At 46.8% G+C, this 16,178-nt stretch carries 18 protein-coding genes; 8 read left to right on the top strand and 10 right to left on the bottom strand.

What is annotated here, in order from left to right:
* Nucleotides 1-60: 60 nt before the first annotated feature.
* From QFZ48_RS20620 to QFZ48_RS20610, 3 genes are all read right to left on the bottom strand, one after another.
* Nucleotides 61-333 (bottom strand): hypothetical protein, encoded by a 273-nt coding sequence (locus tag QFZ48_RS20620; RefSeq protein WP_429050209.1) that lies wholly within the window; start codon nucleotides 331-333, stop codon nucleotides 61-63.
* A 99-nt stretch (nucleotides 334-432) separates the two neighbouring features.
* Nucleotides 433-873, bottom strand: coding sequence for a carboxymuconolactone decarboxylase family protein (locus QFZ48_RS20615; RefSeq protein ID WP_429050210.1), 441 nt, complete (start codon nucleotides 871-873; stop codon nucleotides 433-435).
* 22 nt (nucleotides 874-895) lie between these two features.
* Nucleotides 896-1,243, bottom strand: a complete 348-nt coding sequence (locus QFZ48_RS20610; protein WP_429063401.1) for a SnoaL-like domain-containing protein — start codon at nucleotides 1,241-1,243, stop codon at nucleotides 896-898.
* Nucleotides 1,244-1,340: 97 nt separating this feature from the next.
* On the opposite strand from QFZ48_RS20610, the gene QFZ48_RS20605 reads away from it, so the two are divergent.
* Nucleotides 1,341-2,801 carry a PLP-dependent aminotransferase family protein gene (locus QFZ48_RS20605; protein WP_429050213.1) on the top strand — a complete coding sequence of 487 codons (1,461 nt, stop codon included), beginning with the start codon at nucleotides 1,341-1,343 and terminating at the stop codon, nucleotides 2,799-2,801.
* A gap of 234 nt (nucleotides 2,802-3,035) precedes the next feature.
* Nucleotides 3,036-4,463 carry a PLP-dependent aminotransferase family protein gene (locus tag QFZ48_RS20600; protein ID WP_429063400.1) on the top strand — a complete coding sequence of 476 codons (1,428 nt, stop codon included), beginning with the start codon at nucleotides 3,036-3,038 and terminating at the stop codon, nucleotides 4,461-4,463.
* A gap of 422 nt (nucleotides 4,464-4,885) precedes the next feature.
* Here the strand turns inward: QFZ48_RS20600 and QFZ48_RS20595 are convergent, their stop codons facing one another.
* The 4 genes from QFZ48_RS20595 to QFZ48_RS20580 all read right to left on the bottom strand — a co-directional run bounded on the left by QFZ48_RS20595 (nucleotide 4,886) and on the right by QFZ48_RS20580 (nucleotide 7,807).
* Nucleotides 4,886-5,635 carry a glucose 1-dehydrogenase gene (locus QFZ48_RS20595; protein ID WP_429063399.1) on the bottom strand — a complete coding sequence of 250 codons (750 nt, stop codon included), beginning with the start codon at nucleotides 5,633-5,635 and terminating at the stop codon, nucleotides 4,886-4,888.
* A 19-nt stretch (nucleotides 5,636-5,654) separates the two neighbouring features.
* Nucleotides 5,655-6,410, bottom strand: coding sequence for a glucose 1-dehydrogenase (locus QFZ48_RS20590; RefSeq protein ID WP_429063398.1), 756 nt, complete (start codon nucleotides 6,408-6,410; stop codon nucleotides 5,655-5,657).
* A gap of 152 nt (nucleotides 6,411-6,562) precedes the next feature.
* Nucleotides 6,563-6,832 carry an ArsR/SmtB family transcription factor gene (locus tag QFZ48_RS20585; protein WP_079473476.1) on the bottom strand — a complete coding sequence of 90 codons (270 nt, stop codon included), beginning with the start codon at nucleotides 6,830-6,832 and terminating at the stop codon, nucleotides 6,563-6,565.
* Between the two features lie 15 nt (nucleotides 6,833-6,847).
* Nucleotides 6,848-7,807, bottom strand: coding sequence for a helix-turn-helix domain-containing protein (locus QFZ48_RS20580; protein WP_429063397.1), 960 nt, complete (start codon nucleotides 7,805-7,807; stop codon nucleotides 6,848-6,850).
* A 41-nt stretch (nucleotides 7,808-7,848) separates the two neighbouring features.
* Between QFZ48_RS20580 and QFZ48_RS20575 the strand changes: the two genes are divergently transcribed.
* Complete coding sequence (locus tag QFZ48_RS20575) at nucleotides 7,849-8,928, top strand: alkene reductase (protein ID WP_429063396.1); 1,080 nt, start codon at nucleotides 7,849-7,851, stop codon at nucleotides 8,926-8,928.
* Between the two features lie 80 nt (nucleotides 8,929-9,008).
* The gene (locus QFZ48_RS20570) at nucleotides 9,009-9,479 is read left to right on the top strand and encodes a hypothetical protein (RefSeq protein WP_429050221.1); all 471 of its coding nucleotides are present in this window, start codon (nucleotides 9,009-9,011) and stop codon (nucleotides 9,477-9,479) included.
* Nucleotides 9,480-9,521: 42 nt separating this feature from the next.
* On the opposite strand, the gene bla is transcribed toward QFZ48_RS20570, so the two are convergent.
* Complete coding sequence (gene bla, locus QFZ48_RS20565; RefSeq protein WP_429063395.1) at nucleotides 9,522-10,421, bottom strand: class A beta-lactamase; 900 nt, start codon at nucleotides 10,419-10,421, stop codon at nucleotides 9,522-9,524.
* 117 nt (nucleotides 10,422-10,538) lie between these two features.
* Between bla and proB the strand changes: the two genes are divergently transcribed.
* Complete coding sequence (proB, locus tag QFZ48_RS20560) at nucleotides 10,539-11,573, top strand: glutamate 5-kinase (protein WP_429050225.1); 1,035 nt, start codon at nucleotides 10,539-10,541, stop codon at nucleotides 11,571-11,573.
* A 12-nt stretch (nucleotides 11,574-11,585) separates the two neighbouring features.
* Complete coding sequence (locus QFZ48_RS20555; RefSeq protein ID WP_429050226.1) at nucleotides 11,586-12,833, top strand: glutamate-5-semialdehyde dehydrogenase; 1,248 nt, start codon at nucleotides 11,586-11,588, stop codon at nucleotides 12,831-12,833.
* Nucleotides 12,834-12,861: 28 nt separating this feature from the next.
* On the opposite strand, the gene QFZ48_RS20550 is transcribed toward QFZ48_RS20555, so the two are convergent.
* Together QFZ48_RS20550 and QFZ48_RS20545 are read right to left on the bottom strand one after the other, a co-directional pair.
* A complete protein-coding gene (locus QFZ48_RS20550; protein WP_429050227.1) occupies nucleotides 12,862-13,935 on the bottom strand; it encodes a class I fructose-bisphosphate aldolase in 1,074 nt (357 codons plus the stop codon).
* Nucleotides 13,936-13,998: 63 nt separating this feature from the next.
* Complete coding sequence (locus tag QFZ48_RS20545; RefSeq protein ID WP_429050228.1) at nucleotides 13,999-14,166, bottom strand: hypothetical protein; 168 nt, start codon at nucleotides 14,164-14,166, stop codon at nucleotides 13,999-14,001.
* 273 nt (nucleotides 14,167-14,439) lie between these two features.
* On the opposite strand from QFZ48_RS20545, the gene QFZ48_RS20540 reads away from it, so the two are divergent.
* Together QFZ48_RS20540 and QFZ48_RS20535 are read left to right on the top strand one after the other, a co-directional pair.
* Nucleotides 14,440-15,840, top strand: a complete 1,401-nt coding sequence (locus QFZ48_RS20540; RefSeq protein ID WP_429063394.1) for a sensor histidine kinase — start codon at nucleotides 14,440-14,442, stop codon at nucleotides 15,838-15,840.
* Nucleotides 15,834-16,175, top strand: a complete 342-nt coding sequence (locus QFZ48_RS20535) for a response regulator (protein ID WP_429065518.1) — start codon at nucleotides 15,834-15,836, stop codon at nucleotides 16,173-16,175. The genes QFZ48_RS20540 and QFZ48_RS20535 overlap by 7 nt, the downstream gene beginning before the upstream one ends.
* Nucleotides 16,176-16,178: the final 3 nt, after the last annotated feature.

Raw genomic sequence — 16,178 nt, 5'->3', positions numbered from 1 at the left:
GTCGCGAAAATACGGAAAGCGGGCATCTTTGATTTACGGATTCTTGCGGATTTGGTGGGACTAAGCCAGATACACCAGCGCCCCCGGCAACATACCTATCATACCGCCAATAATGCTGGCCACCGCGTCCATTACGTCGTAGTGCCCTTTGCCGGTAATTAATGAAAACAACTCAAAGCCGTAGCTGATAACGATGACCACTGCCAGGGCCACAAGGGCTGCCAGTAGCGGGCTGCCCGGGAACATCATTGCCGAAGCCACTTCAAGCACAGCCCCCATGGGGATACCAACGAAAAAATGCTTCCACTTATCAGGCGCTATCTTATTAAACATATCCAATATAAAATTACCCGCCAGGAAGATAATATATATTCACGAAGGCGCCTCCAACTAATGCTTCAGCCGGAGGCGCCCTGGTAATGACGGGTACAGTCAGTCCTGTGGCAATGTCCTGGAAGTGATCGCAATGCGGTTCCAGGAATTAATGGCCACAATAGCCATCGTGATCGTGGCAATTTCCTGTTGTGTAAAAACCGCCTGCGCAGCTTTGTATACTTCGTCCGGTACACGGGAAGTACTTATCAGCGTAACCGCTTCGGTAAGTGCGAGGGCTGCACGCTCCTTCTCCGTATAGTAAGGCGATTCCTCCCAGGCGGGAAGCGCGTAAATGCGTTGCTCCGTTTCTCCCATCTGCCGGGCTTCCTTGGTATGCATATTCAGGCAGAAAGCGCAGCCATTGATCTGTGAGGCGCGGATTTTAATCAGTTCTGTGAGGGTTTTATCAAGACCGCTTTCATTAACAAATGTCTGTAATCCCATCATAGCGTTAAATGCGCCGGGCAGGAGTTTGTACACGTCCATTCTTGCTTCCATAATTATATTTTTTTAAGATGATTTAGTAGAAGAACTGCTCGCTGATAATTTTACCGTCACGTACTTTATAGATACAAAGTTCATTTCTCATGCGGCGGCCAACGCCATTGACTGTTACATCCATCAGTAACTGTATGGCGAAATAATCATCTGCCACAACCGGATCGGAGATTTCCAGCAGGTGCCTTTCCGTGATGCTGTCGAGGAACGCCTGTTCCTTTGCCATGATAGCCGGTAACCCCGTAGTGGTGCGGCCATCCGGCTCCAGGTTCACCGCGTTTTCATGAAACAGGGTGGCCTGCGCTTCCGGAAACTGCCATGCCCTGCAGAGTTGTACCAGCGTTTGTGCAATTTGTTTAACAACAGTCATGCGTATCAGTTTAAGGTTACAAATTAACGGCAAAAAACACCACCAAAACAGATACAGAATTATCGATATTAAACCATAACAGATTAACTTTGGAAAGATGAAAAAGAACAACGGGTTTATATATCTTCAGCTGGCTGAAAAGATCCAGCATATGATCAGTGAAGGCGTATATGCGGTGGGCGACAAACTCCCTTCTGTAAGATCCCTGCACCAGGAGCATGGCATCAGCATCAGTACTGCCCTGCAGGTATACAACCACCTGGAGAAAAAGGGCTGGGTGGCCTCCCGGGAAAAATCAGGATACTTTGTACACTATTCAAAAAAGCTGCGTCCTGAACTGCCGCCGGTAACAGATCCAGTACCTACTGCGCTGAAAGTGGAGATCAATGAAAAGCTGGCCATGTTCCGGAAAACCAGTGAATCGCATAAAACCATTTCGCTGATAGGCGCCCTGCCGGATGTATCGCTGCTGCCGGATGTAAAGCTAAAGAAAGCGCTGCAGCTGGTAGCGCGGGAATTGGATCCTTCCTACATTCCGTACGGTGATGTTTATGGTCATGAACCTTTCCGGAAACACATTGCCAGGCATTGCCTCAACTGGGGCCGGGCCGTATCACCGCAGGATATTATTGTTACCAACGGCGCTATGGAAGCCGCCAGTCTTTGCCTGCGCGCTGTAGCCAAAGCCGGCGACACTATTGCCATTGAATCGCCTACATTCTTCGGGTTGCTGATGGCCATTGAAAGCCTGGGCATGAAAGCGTTGGAAATACCCACCGACCCGGTAACCGGTGTAAGCCTCAGTAAACTGGAAGACGCTTTCAAACAAAAGAAGGTACGGGCCTGTCTTTTTGTAAGCAACTACAACAACCCCATGGGCTGTTGTATCCCCGACAACAGCAAGGAACAACTGGCGAAACTCCTGAAAAAATACCAGGTGCCACTGATAGAAGATGATGTGTACGGCGATCTGCATTTTGCACCGGAGCGGCCAAGAACCGTAAAATCCTATGATGAAGAAGGGCTGGTGCTTTACTGTTCATCCTTTTCAAAATCCATTGCTGCAGGCCTCCGCATAGGCTGGGTGATTGGCGGCCGTTACCAGGAAAAAATAGCACAGCTGAAGTTCATTACTTCCGGCGGCACCAGCATGTTGCCGCAATTAGTACTGAGCAAATTCCTGGACCAGCAGCGACTGGACCTTCACCTGAAATCCCTGCGGCAATCGCTGAACATGCAAACCATGCAGATCACGAAAGCAATACAGGAATATTTCCCGGAAGATACACAACTGACGCGCCCCAACGGCGGCATCAGTTTATGGGTGGTACTTTCCCCCAAAATCAACACATGGAAGCTACACGAAGAGGCCGTGGAGCAAGGGATCACATTTACGCCCGGCGCCCTCTTTTCAAGCCAGGACCGCTACCAGAACTGCCTCCGTCTTACCAACTCCAACCCCTGGAGCGACGACCAGGAGTGGGCTATTCAAACATTGGGCCGGCTAATGGGAAGGCACGATCGCCGCGGATTTTGTCTTGGCTCAGGATTACGCTGATTTTACTGATTAGCTGGATTTTTACTTTTTGGATTTTTTTAGATTTTTTGATTTTCTTATAATATTAATTAAGGGAGATAAAAGCGAATATATCCGCTGCTATCTCCCTTAATCCTTTATAAAATCCAAAAGTAAAAATCCAGCTAATCAGTAAAATCAGCGTAATCCTGAGCCAAGACAAAATCCGCACAGACTTAATTTTTGTACTTTTGACCAGATCAGATCAACATTGCCATGATAAAAACTGCCGATCACCTGTACCTGCAGGTAGCTGATAATATTGAACAGCTGATAGAAAAAGATGTGATGAAAATCGGGGAAAAACTCCCGTCTGTGCGGATGCTCAGCAAGCAGCAGGGAATCAGTTTAACCACGGCTTTCCAGGCGTACTATCACCTGGAGGCGAAGGGGCTGATTGAGTCCAGGCCAAAATCCGGTTACTATATCCGCTTTAATTCGAGGCGCATGCCTGCTATGCCGGGCACCTGTTCGCCGGTAAAAAAAGCCAGCGAAGCCACTGTGAGTGATATGGTGATGGAAGTGTTCAGTCATATGCGGAACCCGAACATCCTGAACTTTTCGGTGGCTACGCCTCCGCCGGGATTGATGCCGGCCGCCAAAATGGCGAAGGCAGTGGTGCATGCGCTGCGGAACCTGCCTAACAACGGGATCGGGTACGAGGAGTTACAGGGCAATAAGCTGCTGCGCGGACAAATAGCCCGGATGTCGCTTGCCTGGGGCGGCGCCTATACGGAAGATGATATTATCACTACGAGTGGCTGTATGGATGCGCTGACTTTGTGCCTGTCGGCTGTAACACGCCCCGGCGACACCATTGCCATTGAAAGCCCTGCGTACTATGGGTCTATGCAGCTGGCGGAAAGCCTTGGGTTAAAAGTGCTGGAAGTACCTACCCACCCGGTTTCCGGCATTGATCTGGATTATCTCGACAAAGCCATTCCGCGTCATAAAATCAAAGCCTGCCTGTTTGTAACCAACTACAACAACCCCCTTGGTTCCTGTATGCCGGACAAAAATAAAAAGGCGCTGGTAGACATGATGGTGAAGTATGATATAGCGTTGATAGAAGATGATATTTACGGCGACCTGTATTTTACGAAACAGCGTCCTGCAAATTGCAAAACGTTTGATAAATACGGTCATGTATTGCTGTGCAATTCCTTTTCCAAATCGCTGGCGCCAGGCTACCGCGTTGGCTGGACGTTGCCCGGAAAATACAAGGAAAAGGTGCTGCTAATGAAACAGAACCACTCTATCGCCTGCGCATCGCTGCCACAAGCCGCGGTGGGGCATTTCCTGGAGATAGGCCGGTACGAATTCCACCTCCGCAATTTGCGGAAGGTGCTGCACACCCAGTGTTTACGGTATTCCCAGGCAATCAGCGAATACTTCCCGGAAAGTACCCGTATATCCCGGCCACAGGGTGGCTGTGTGCTATGGGTAGAACTGGACGAATCCATTAATACATTTGAATTATTTCAACAGGCGCTGAAATATAAGATCAGCTTCTGCCCCGGCAGGATCTTTTCTTTACAGAATAAATACAACAACTGTTTACGTATCAGTTTTGGTCCGGTATGGAGCAAGCAGGTGGATGACGGATTGAAAACGCTGGGGAAACTGATCCGGAAGATGAGCTAAAAAAGCGAAGACCGGAATAAGATTATTCCGGCCGCTGTTAAACCTACAACTTAAAGTTTTTAAAGTTGCTGCCAGATACCCGTATAGCAAGCGGCATCCGGCAGGCAACCAATGGGGTTCGCAAACATCCTAAACAACCGTTAACTGTAAATCAACAAGAATTTTGTCTTAAAAGAGGATTTTGTCTTGGGACGCTGATTACACTGATTATGCTGATTTTCGGGATGTTATTTTTTCAATTTTGATACTGATTTAAATTATATGCTGGTACCTCTCTTTATCTTCCATTTTCTAAAAAATAAAATCAGAAATGATAAATCAGTATAATCAGTGTAATCAGTGTTCCAAGACAAATTCCGCCAGTCCTTGCTGCCGGTGCAGCATTTACACAATGCTGCACACTGCAACGCCAGGATCATTTATTAAGCGATCAACGGGTGCACCATAAGGCCGCCGTCTACATTGTATTCTGCACCTGTAATAAACGAAGCATTGTCGGATGCCAGGAAAGTAACCAGGCTCGCAATATCTTCCGGTTGCCCCAGTCTGCCCAGCGGCGTGATACTGCTCAGGTGTGTTCTGGCTTCATCCGGTAATCCTGCTTTTTCCAATAGCGGCGTGCTGATAATACCGGGGTTCACCGTGTTAACCCGTATTTTCCTTGCCGCCAACTCCCTCGATAATGTTCTGCCCAATGAGTTCAGTGCTGCTTTACTGGCAGATAGTACGGTAGCATTGGGTGTTCCTGAATATGCATTCAGGGCCGACAGTAGCGTGATAGAGCCACCATCGCTGATGAGGGGAAGTAATTGCTGGATGGTGAAATAAGCACCTTTGAAGTTAATGTTCATTAATTCATCGTATAGTGCCTCTGTTACCGTTTCAAACGGTGCTAATTTCGCCACGCCAGCATTTACAAATAAGGAATCTATTTTCCCGAAACGGCCCTGCAGGTAATCATACAGGCGCCGTATATCATTCATGTCTGACTGATCCGCTTTAAAACCTTCTGCAGGGTGGCCCAATGCGTGTACGGCCTTTTGTACCGCGCCAGGCTGACGACCTGTTATCAAAACCTTTGCTCCTTTTGCTAAAAATGCCTTTGCTGTTGCGTATCCTATGCCGCTGTTACCGCCAGTGATAACAACTATTTTATCCTTCAGAGATGACATGAATGATGTTTGTTTGAGGTTAACCGATTAATGGATGAACACTGATACCTCCGTCGATATTGTACTCTGCACCTGTGATAAATGATGCGTCGTCTGATGCGAGGAAGGAAACCAGTTTTGCAATTTCTTCCGGTTGTCCTATTCTGCCTATCGGTAATGATTTGGCCATTTGTTCTTCATTGACCGCTTCTTTTGGAATACCTGATTTTTCAAAGATAGGCGTAGCCACGGGGCCGGGGTTTACAATATTTACCCGGATCTTCCTGGAAGCCAGTTCTCTTGATAAGGTGCGTCCCAATGAGTTTAAACCTGCCTTGCTGGCGCTGTACACGGATGCTCCCGGCATACCGGAGTAAGCATTTACGGAAGACAATAAAATGATGGTGCCACCGTCGTTGATCAGCGGCAGCAAATGCTGCACGGTGAAGAAGGCGCCCTTCAGGTTAATGTTCATGATCGTGTCGAAAGAAGCTTCCGATACATCGGCAACTGACTCGAATGCCGCTACGCCCGCATTTACAAATAAGATGTCTATTTTGCCATAACGGTCACGCACATACTCCGCTAATTTTTGTGAATCGGCGGTGATGCCCTGGTCCGCGATAAAACTATCTATCTCTCCTCCTAACGCTGTGGCGGCCTGCTGTACGGCCTCCGGTTTGCGTCCTGTTATTAATACCTTTGCTCCTTTCGCCAAAAAATCTGCTGCTGTAGCATATCCTATACCGCTGTTACCGCCCGTGATGACAGCTGTTTTATTTCGTAACTGATCCATTCTATCGATTTATTTAAGTTTATCAATGTTTAATCTCCAAAAAAAAGAGAAAATCTTTCTCTATCAATCCATTAATTTAAAAGTATCAATATATATAAGTATAAAAAAAGCTGTTGGTTACCCGCCCGGTAGCACCTCAGCCCGTTTTGTACCTAACTTAATTGTAAAAAGAACATAGACAACTGTTTCATCATCTCTTTATTGAGCGTTAGCTCCAGTGATCTTCCATTTTTCACAGAATGCAGTACGCCACTATCAACCAGGATCTTAACGTGATGCGACACCGTAGGCTGCGACAAACACGTAAACCCACACACATCACCACAAACCAGCTTTCCCTTCTTAACAACCTCCATTATAATAGATAATCGATGTTTGTCGGCGATGGCATTTGCTGCTTTTTCTATAACTGCTAAATCCATGACACAAAAGTAAGACTATTTTTGAAATATCGAAATATTTCGATGAATATTTTTTTCCGCTCCTTCATTTTTGGCCTGGATTTGCTCTTTCCGGTAGGCTGCGGGGGTAACCCCGTAATACTTTTTAAACAGCCGGCTCATATGGCTTTCGTCTGTAAAGCCCAGCTCATCGGCGATTTCCGCAATGGTGAGGTCGCTATAGCTCACCCGCAGCTGCACCAGGTTGAGTTTGTGATGAATAATGAATTGTTGCAGGCTCTCCCCCGTTTGCTTCCGGAAAAACTCCCCGATATAGTGTGGGGAAAGATTGAATTGTTTCGCCAGGTACTCCTGCTTCAGCATATCAGGGTAATAAATATGCTGCCGGATATACCCTATCATCCGGCTGATCAAAGGAGTAGCGTTGTCAGTACCATCTATATTTATATCTTCCGCCACATTCCGTGCTACTATGTTCAACAACAAACTTACATAATGCTGCAGGTTTTGCTGGTAATAAGGCGGCTTCTTCTCATATTCATCCATCATATTACAGATGAGCGCCATAATCATTTTGCAATCATCCTCCTGGCTGATCAATAACTGCTCCTGCCGGTTGTGATAAAAAAACAGGTACTCCAGTTGCCGGAGCCATTCTCCCAGCCGTGCTTTTTCAGGCGCGGAATGAGACATGCCTACAAACATCTCGGAAAAGCGGACCGATACAAATTTGGTAGGCGTTTCTTCCTCGAATCCGCGGCAATCACGCGGGGTAAATAAAAACAGGCTGCCTTTATGATAAGGGAACCGGTTGTCGTTCACCGTACGAAACCCGCTGCCTTCGCGGATATGAATGAGCTCAAAAAAGAAATACACCTTCGGCTGCGGATCCCAGTCCGACATATCTGCCTGGAACAATTCAAACGGCGTATATAAATTTCTTTCTCCCATAACCTGCAAAATTACAATAATCACCCCGGATTCTACCTGTTCCATGTTTACACGCACACTTAATTTTGTGCTATAAAAAGATAGCAATGAAATTACTGGAACCGGTTACCTCAAACACATTCACATTAAACAACAGAATCGTGATGGCGCCTATGAGCAGAAGAAGAGCTACCAACAGCGTACCCGATGATATGGTGGCCACGTATTACAGCCAGCGTGCAGGCGCAGGACTTATCATAGCAGAAAGTACCGCTATAAGCCCCAATGGGGTGGGCTACTACCGCTTGCCTGGCATTTACAACAACGAGCAAATAGCTGCATGGAAAAAAGTAACGGATGCCGTTCATGAAAAAGGCGGTACCATATTCCTCCAGCTTGTACATAGCGGAAGAATTGGTCATCCGCTGAATCTCCCCGGTGGCGGGCCTTTGCTGGCGCCATCAGCAATAGCTGCCAATGGCAGTATAACCACCGTACAAGGCCCCATGCCCATGCCCGTTCCTGAAGCCATGAGCACTACAGCGGTAGAAGAAATGATCAGGTTGCACCTCAAAGCAGCAGAAAATACCATCGCTGCAGGCTTCGACGGCATAGAAGTGCATGCTGCACATGGTTATCTCATTGAGCAATTTATGCATCCACATACCAACAGACGCACGGATAAATATGGCGGCAGCATTGAAAACAGAAATCGCTTTTTACTGGAGATCGTTCAAGGTACCATTGATATTGCCGGAGCACACCGGGTAGGTATCCGCTTCTCTCCTTTTGCGGCACACAATAACTTACCATTATACGATGAAGAAACAGCTACTCATTTGTACCTGATCCCGAAACTAAACCAGATGGATATACGCTATATTCATCTCTCTGATCAATCTACCAACGGTAGTTTACCAATACCTTCAAATTATATCGGTTTACTACGCCAGCAGTTTAAAAACTGGCTGATCCTGGCAGGTGGTTTTACAGCAGACAGTGCAGAAAAAGCACTGCAGCGAAATGAAGCAGATCTTATTGCATTCGGACGGCCATTTATCTCTAATCCTGATCTGCCAGAACGTTTCAAACATCAGCATCCACTGGCGCCAGGCGATAAAAGCACTTTCTATCAAGGTGGAGCAGAAGGACTGATAGATTATCCATGTATGAACATATCGCAGTAGTTGCACGGGGTATATTTTATACTATCTTTATGCCATTACACTGCTGTAAGGTGTAACAAATATGCCAAACAACTATTGCTATGAAAACCATGAAAAACTACTTTATCTTGTCTGCAGCGTTTTTTATTTTTTATGCCTGCCAGGAAAGTAAAATACCGGAAGAAAAAGTTTCAACAGATGCGGCGCCACCCGTGCAAACCGTAACAGAAAGTGACAGTCAGATTACACGCCCCTGCGCTATACTTCATACGCCAGATAGCATTCAACTGGAACATCTGAAAAAAGATAACGGGGAAGAAGCATTTTATACCATCAATGAAGATTACCAGAATTACATGACCGATGCACGCGCTTTCCTGGAAGGAAAAGGTGTAAAAATTATTGAACCTGCCGGCGGCAAAATCAGTTTTCATTCTGCCAAAGGAAATCCGGCTACGCTCAATTTAAGTGATGTTAAATACAATTGGGAAATGTGGTTATTTGATGGCGATCAACTCCACAAAATAGATGTCATGGATATTGAAAACGAATACAAGAAATACATGAAATAATTTCCGGCAGGCAGTTTCGTTTTTGAAACTGCCTGTTTCCTTTTATTTGTTCCAATGATCGTATGCCGCCTTTGCAATTTTAGCAATGGTGCCCTCCCGCCCTTCTTCGCTGGCTTTTGCATCAGACACAAATACTGTAATAGCCAGATGATGCCCGTTTGGCAGGGTAATAATACCTGCATCATTAGTGGCGCGGGTTAACCCGTTTGTAGTCCACGAAGTACCGGTTTTATGCGCCACCACCGTGCCCGCAGGCAGCAGCCCTTTTAATCTTTTAGCACCGGGTCTGGAGGTCACCATCAGGTGCATCAGGTAGTTCCTGCTGCTGTCGGACAACACAGTATCCCGGTAAAATATTTTCAGCAACTGTGTCATGGCCATGGGTGTGGACCAGTTCTTATACTGTATCATTTCACTGGGCACCTGCACTTTTTCCGTGGTGGCAATCGCGATCTGTTTTACGCCAAGGTTGTGCACATATGCGTTTGCTTTGCCGGTGCCGCCCAATAAGCGCAGCAGCACATCACAGGCGCTGCCGTCGCTGGCGCGGATATTATAATCGATCAGTTCTGCCAGCGGCATATCAAAATTCCCTTCCGGATGCTGATCCCGCACCGGGCTTACTCCTCTCGGTCCAATCAGGTCGTCTTTTGTTACGTGTATAGGCTGATCCAAGCGGAATTTGTGCTGGTCAACCTGGTGGAGCATCGCCATGGCGATCGGAAATTTATACACACTCTGCATAGGGAAATGCTGATCACGGTTAAAGGAAACAGTGTCCCCGGTTTCCAGGATTTCCGCATATACGCCAACTTTTCCAGAGATATTTCCGGCGATACCGGCAATTTGCTGACGGAGTGTTTGCTGGCCGTTGGCCGCTGGGAGATAAATAACAGAAACAGCCATAGTGGCTGTTATAAACATGGCGACAAACTTTATCATATAGCGAGTTAAATCAATGTAAGGAGTCAAATTAAGGCTTTTCCGGTATCCGGAATAAATTATGCATTTAGAATTTCGCCACCTTAATATTATTTTAGGCTCCAAATAGAGCAGAAATTGAGTAAACCGATATTAGTTATAAAATTTGGAACAGCGTCGATCACCCATCAGAATGGTGACCTCGACGAAACCGTAATTGCCGGTATAGCGCGGCAGGTAGCAGAGTTACATGCAGATTATCATATTGTACTGGTTTCATCCGGGGCTGTGGCCGCGGGCAAACAGTTCTTACGTCATTACAACGGCACCATCAGTGAGCGCAAAGCCGCGGCAGCCGTGGGTAATCCGTTATTATTGAATAAATACAGCCGTTATTTTGCCCCTTATAGTATTGCGGTAGCGCAGAGCCTTTGTGAACGCCAGCATTTTTCCGACAGGAACCAGTTCCTCCAGTTAAAGCGTACCTATGAGGAACTATGGGCGAGCAACATCATCCCCATTGCCAATGAAAACGATGTGGTGAGCAGCCTGGAACTGAAATTTTCTGATAACGACGAGCTGGCCACGTTGATAGCCGTGGGTTTTGGCGCATCGTTGCTGTTGTTCAGCACCTCTGTAGCCGGCGTATTGGACAGGTCCGGGCAGGTAGTACCACAAATAGATGTTATTGACAAGGCAGCCCTGGGGCTGGCCGATAAAGAAAAATCCAGTCTCGGCTTAGGTGGCATGGTATCCAAGCTCACCTTCGCCCGCCTCGCCACCCGGATGGGCATCAGGGTCGTTATTTTTGGGATCCGGACAGAAGATGGCATTCTCAATGCTATTGCCGGCAAAACAGGTACCTTGTGCCTGCCACAGCCCTGCAGCATGCCTGCCCGCAAGAAATGGCTGGCCAGCGGCAGCCTGGTTACCGGCAGGATCCGGATTGACGCCGGCGCACAACAAGCACTGGAAAAGCGTCACAGCCTCCTCGCCGTAGGCGTGCAGGCCGTACTGGAGAAGTTTGAATGCGGGGAAGTCATTGAAATTGTGAACGAAGACAATATCGCCATCGCCGTGGGCAGGGCTAAAATTGCTTCAGACACACTCGATACCCAACACAAAGCACAGAACATAGAAGTGGCCCATGCCGATGACATCGTGCTGTTATAAAGAAAAACAATCATGCAAACGATACAACCATTACTGGAAAAAGCGCAGCAGGCGGGCGTTTCTATACGTACCCTCCCTGATGCACAGAAACAGGCATTGCTGCTCAAACTGGCATCCGTGATCCTGATCCGGTCGGAAGACATTATCACAGAAAATAAGAAAGACCTCGACCGCATGCCGGACGACGATCCGAAAAAAGACCGGCTGCTGCTGACGGATGCGCGCATCCGCGACCTCGCCTCCAGCCTGGAAGATATTGCCGGCTTGCCTGATCCCGCCAATGTACTGGTGCTCGAAAGAACCCTCGACAACGGCCTGCTCGTGCAAAAGAAAACCGTGCCGCTCGGCGTAGTGGGCGTGATCTATGAATCGAGGCCAAATGTAACCGTGGATGTAGCCGCCCTCTGTATCCGCTCGGGCAACGTATGCGTGCTGCGTGGCGGCACCGATGCCTTTTATACCAACACTATTCTCGTAGCGCTGATCCAGGATGTATTAAAGCAGTTTGAGGTAGATGAACATGCAGTGCAACTACTGCCTGTTGACCGCAGCTTCGTGATGGAAATGCTTACTGCCGTAAAGTATATCGATATCATCATCCCGCGTGGCTCCGAACAACTGATCGAATTTGTCCGCACCAACTCCAGGGTACCGGTAATTGAAACCGGCGCCGGTGTATGTCACACCTACGTGGAAAAAACTGCCGATCTGCAACAGGCCGCCGCCATTGTTACCAATGCGAAAGTCTCCCGCCCGTCGGTATGCAATTCATTGGACACCGTGCTGGTGGACGAAGCCGTGGCTGCCGGTTTCCTGGCATTACTGGCGCCGCAGCTGCAGCATTATGCAGTCGACATATATGCGGACCCGTTAGCCTTCGATATCCTGCAAAAGAATAATTATCCGCATCTCTTCGCGGCGCAGCCGGAAGATTTCGGCAGGGAATTCCTTTCGCTCAAGTGTTCCGTTAAAGTAGTGCCCGACACGAACGCTGCATTGTCGCATATTCAAAAATATTCTTCGCGCCATTCAGAAGCAATTATTTCAGGCGATACCGCCATCAGCGAGCGTTTCCTCAATGAAGTAGACGCCGCAGCTGTATATGTGAACGCCTCAACGCGGTTCACAGACGGAGGCGTATTTGGCCTGGGTGCGGAAATAGGGATCTCCACGCAGAAACTGCATGCACGCGGCCCCTTTGCATTGGAAAAACTGGTAACGGAAAAATGGTTTGTACGTGGCAATGGCCAGGTGAGGTGAGCAGAGGAACTTTCCTCCGCTCCCACTGCTACGCTATCGTTATCTGTTCGTTCAGGTATACATCCTGGATCGCATTCAGTAACGCCGCTCCTTCCACCATCGGGCGCTGAAAGGCTTTGCGCCCGGAGATCAGTCCTACGCCGCCGGCCCTTTTATTAATAACCGCCGTGCGTACGGCTTCTGCCAGATCAGCCTCGCCTTCGGAGGCGCCGCCGGAATTGATCAGTCCCATGCGCCCCATATAGCAATTAGCAACCTGGTAGCGGCACAGGTCAATGGGATTATCAGACGTGAGTGTAGTATAAATACGTTCATCCAGTTTACCATAGGAAGACGCTCCTGTATTCAAAGCCTTATAACCGCCGTTCACGACCGGTAATTTCTGCTTGATAATATCCGCCTGGATAGTTACCCCGAGGTGATTAGCCTGCCCGGTAAGATCCGCTGAGAGATGGTAATCCACATCTTTCTTAAACGCATCGTTCCGCAGGTAGCACCAGAGAATAGTAGCCATGCCCAGTTCATGCGCCCTTGCAAAGGCACGCGACACTTCCACAATTTGCCGGTCGGACTGCTCAGAGCCAAAGTAGATGGTGGCTCCAACGGCCACTGCTCCGAGGTTCCAGGCTTCTTCCACGGTACCATACATCACCTGGTCCGCCCTGTTGGGATAAGTAAGCAGTTCGTTATGATTAAGCTTGACAATAAAAGGAATACGGTGTGCATAACTGCGCGATACCGACGACAATACGCCAAAAGTAGAAGCGACGGCATTACAGCCGCCTTCAATAGCCAGCTTCACAATATTTTCAGGATCAAAATAAGCCGGGTATTTGGCGAAAGAAGCACCAGCACTGTGTTCCACGCCCTGATCTACAGGGAGTATAGACATGTAGCCCGTGCCTCCGAGACGCCCGTGCTGAAATAACTGGCCCAAACTGCGCAATACCTGCGGGTTACGGCTGGAAGGTTGGTAAATTTTATTGACGGTATCCGGTCCGGGTAGATGCAGCAGGTCTTTACTGATAGTTTTGCTTTCGTGCTGCAACAGGGTATCGCTTTCTTTGCCTAATAATTCGCTGATTTTTTCCAAGGATAACATAAGCATGACTTTTTTGATACACCTAATTTAAGGATTTAATACCGCACCGGCATGCGGCATTATTCAGTAAGGAGTTGGCCCATTCGGGCGGGGTTGTTCTTCCCGCTCTTCGGTTACCATCTCCGTGCCTTCAAATGCGCCTCCGGAACCATCGTGAATAACGGGTTCCGGCTTTACTTCGTCTTCCTTTTTGACTGGTTTTTCTTCGTTGGGATTGATACTCATTTCCATAATAACAAATGTACTGATTACTTATAAATCGTTATTTGAGTATGGCATGAAAAAAATGAAATGAATTTAAGTTTAGGAATAAATACTATAACTTTGGTTGCCGGCGTTCATACCCCATAAAGAGGACACCGGAAGAATTATCAATAGGATAATACCCTCAGAAGATCATTAGGTTTCTATGAAAAGATTTTTTGCCTGCAACACAAACTGTTATCGCCCTGTTGTTTAGGGTCATCCCGAGCTTAACTTTACTTAAACCCTACGATGCTTAACATGACTATTAAAATTATTAAACGGATTCAACAAGTAGTAAAATCAATTACAAGAGCAGGTACACAGGGGCAAACAGATGATGAATTGATATCCAGGATGATACTTGTTAATACACTAAGCCTGGTGCTTGCCTCTTTAATCCTGGTTGTAGGATCCATATTTATAGTATTTACAAGAGAATTATCTATTCTTATACCTGCTTCCATAGAATTTATCCTTACGATTTCAGCGATCTATCTGAACCACAGGGGATATCACAGAATGGCAGGTGCCAGCACTTTTCTGGTACAATGTTTTGCCTCCATCTACTTTGGAATACTACTCAGTAATATTATTGAACTGCAGGCAATGATCATCTTCCTGATCTCCATTATATACCTGATATTTCCTGACAGAACATCGAGAAGAATATCACTGGTAGTGGCCGTAGGCATTCTTCTGCTACTGGAAACCTATTACCATTATCATTTTACAGAAGCGATACACCTTCAGAAAGATGTAGCATTTATTTTCCGCATCTCGGCGATGGCAGGCGTTTTAACACTTATCATTGTGGTAAGCAAACCTTATGTTCACAGTAATGATGTCAATAAACAGTTAAAGAGGAGTAATCACTTTAAAAAGATATTTGTATACCAGGTATCACATGAGCTGAGAACGCCGCTGAATGCAATCTTTGGTGTGGGACAGTTATTAAAGCGGGAGATAAAACTAAATGATCAGCTCAGGGGGATAGAGCCATTGGTTGATCAATTATTACTGGCAAGCAACCATACCCGTAACATTGTAAATGATGTGCTGGATATGGCACAGATAGAATCAGGAAATTCAGATGTACTGAACAGCGAAGCTTTTGAAATAAAACCATTTATTGAAAAATTAGTGGACATCAACAGGATAATAGCAAAAACCAGGAATATCAAGATTAAACTCAGTATCGGTGAAATACCTCCTGTGATTATTGCGGACACCTTGAAACTCAATCAGATTATAACAAATTTGTTAGGGAATGCCATTAAATACTCTAACAAGGGAACTACCATTAACTGTTACATTGCTGCCAGCAAAAATTCCTGGTCTATCCATATTGTTAATATGGGCGACCACATCACGGATGATAAATTGAAAACGATATTTGATCCATTTATTACCGATAAAAGAAAGTATACAGAAGGTGCGGGCCTGGGGCTTTATATTGTACAGAATAAGGTTAATTCCATGAACGGCATTATTACTGCAGAAAGCAGCCCTACCGGGATAAACAGTTTCAAAGTAGTGCTTCCGCTGGTACCGGGCCAATCTGATGATATCAGACCAGACAACAATGATGAAGAGGAGATGACGGACCTGAGTGACATTCATGTAGTAGTTGCCGAGGATAATGAAATGAGTGCCTGCTGATATCCAGGTTTCTTACCCAAACCGGCTGCTCTATTTGCCTGACGGCCAATGGGGCTGAAGTATTGGAGGAAAGCAGGAAACGTATACCGGATATCATCATCATGGATTACCATATGGACATAATGGATGGGAAAGATACCTTAGTCAGCCTGAAAAAGGATCCAATATTGAAACATATACCTGTTATTATCGCCACCGGGGATGCCTTTTTAGAGTCGCGCGAGCTAATGATGGCAGCTGGCGCCAGTGCCTTTATTGAAAAACCAATTGATTATAAATTTCTGATAAAAGTACTTAGTCAGCAACTGCATCCACTCAGTGGCGAATTACAATAATAA

Origin of the sequence: Chitinophaga sp. W2I13 (assembly GCF_050434005.1) — a bacterium.
Taxonomy (GTDB): Bacteria; Bacteroidota; Bacteroidia; order Chitinophagales; family Chitinophagaceae; genus Chitinophaga.
Note: the sequence above shows the minus strand (reverse complement) of the source record. Positions and strands in the feature narration are given on the sequence as shown.

Coding starts and splice junctions, on each gene's coding strand:
- QFZ48_RS20585 (WP_079473476.1), bottom strand. CDS start 6,832: ATGGATTTAGCAGTTATAGAAAAAGCAGCAAATGCCATCGCCGACAAA.
- QFZ48_RS20590 (WP_429063398.1), bottom strand. CDS start 6,410: ATGGATCAGTTACGAAATAAAACAGCTGTCATCACGGGCGGTAACAGC.
- QFZ48_RS20545 (WP_429050228.1), bottom strand. CDS start 14,166: ATGGAAATGAGTATCAATCCCAACGAAGAAAAACCAGTCAAAAAGGAA.
- QFZ48_RS20610 (WP_429063401.1), bottom strand. CDS start 1,243: ATGACTGTTGTTAAACAAATTGCACAAACGCTGGTACAACTCTGCAGG.
- QFZ48_RS20620 (WP_429050209.1), bottom strand. CDS start 333: ATGTTTAATAAGATAGCGCCTGATAAGTGGAAGCATTTTTTCGTTGGT.
- QFZ48_RS20550 (WP_429050227.1), bottom strand. CDS start 13,935: ATGTTATCCTTGGAAAAAATCAGCGAATTATTAGGCAAAGAAAGCGAT.
- QFZ48_RS20540 (WP_429063394.1), top strand. CDS start 14,440: ATGACTATTAAAATTATTAAACGGATTCAACAAGTAGTAAAATCAATT.
- QFZ48_RS20575 (WP_429063396.1), top strand. CDS start 7,849: ATGAAATTACTGGAACCGGTTACCTCAAACACATTCACATTAAACAAC.
- QFZ48_RS20615 (WP_429050210.1), bottom strand. CDS start 873: ATGGAAGCAAGAATGGACGTGTACAAACTCCTGCCCGGCGCATTTAAC.
- QFZ48_RS20580 (WP_429063397.1), bottom strand. CDS start 7,807: ATGGAACAGGTAGAATCCGGGGTGATTATTGTAATTTTGCAGGTTATG.
- QFZ48_RS20595 (WP_429063399.1), bottom strand. CDS start 5,635: ATGTCATCTCTGAAGGATAAAATAGTTGTTATCACTGGCGGTAACAGC.
- QFZ48_RS20555 (WP_429050226.1), top strand. CDS start 11,586: ATGCAAACGATACAACCATTACTGGAAAAAGCGCAGCAGGCGGGCGTT.
- QFZ48_RS20605 (WP_429050213.1), top strand. CDS start 1,341: ATGAAAAAGAACAACGGGTTTATATATCTTCAGCTGGCTGAAAAGATC.
- QFZ48_RS20570 (WP_429050221.1), top strand. CDS start 9,009: ATGAAAACCATGAAAAACTACTTTATCTTGTCTGCAGCGTTTTTTATT.
- bla (WP_429063395.1), bottom strand. CDS start 10,421: ATGATAAAGTTTGTCGCCATGTTTATAACAGCCACTATGGCTGTTTCT.
- QFZ48_RS20600 (WP_429063400.1), top strand. CDS start 3,036: ATGATAAAAACTGCCGATCACCTGTACCTGCAGGTAGCTGATAATATT.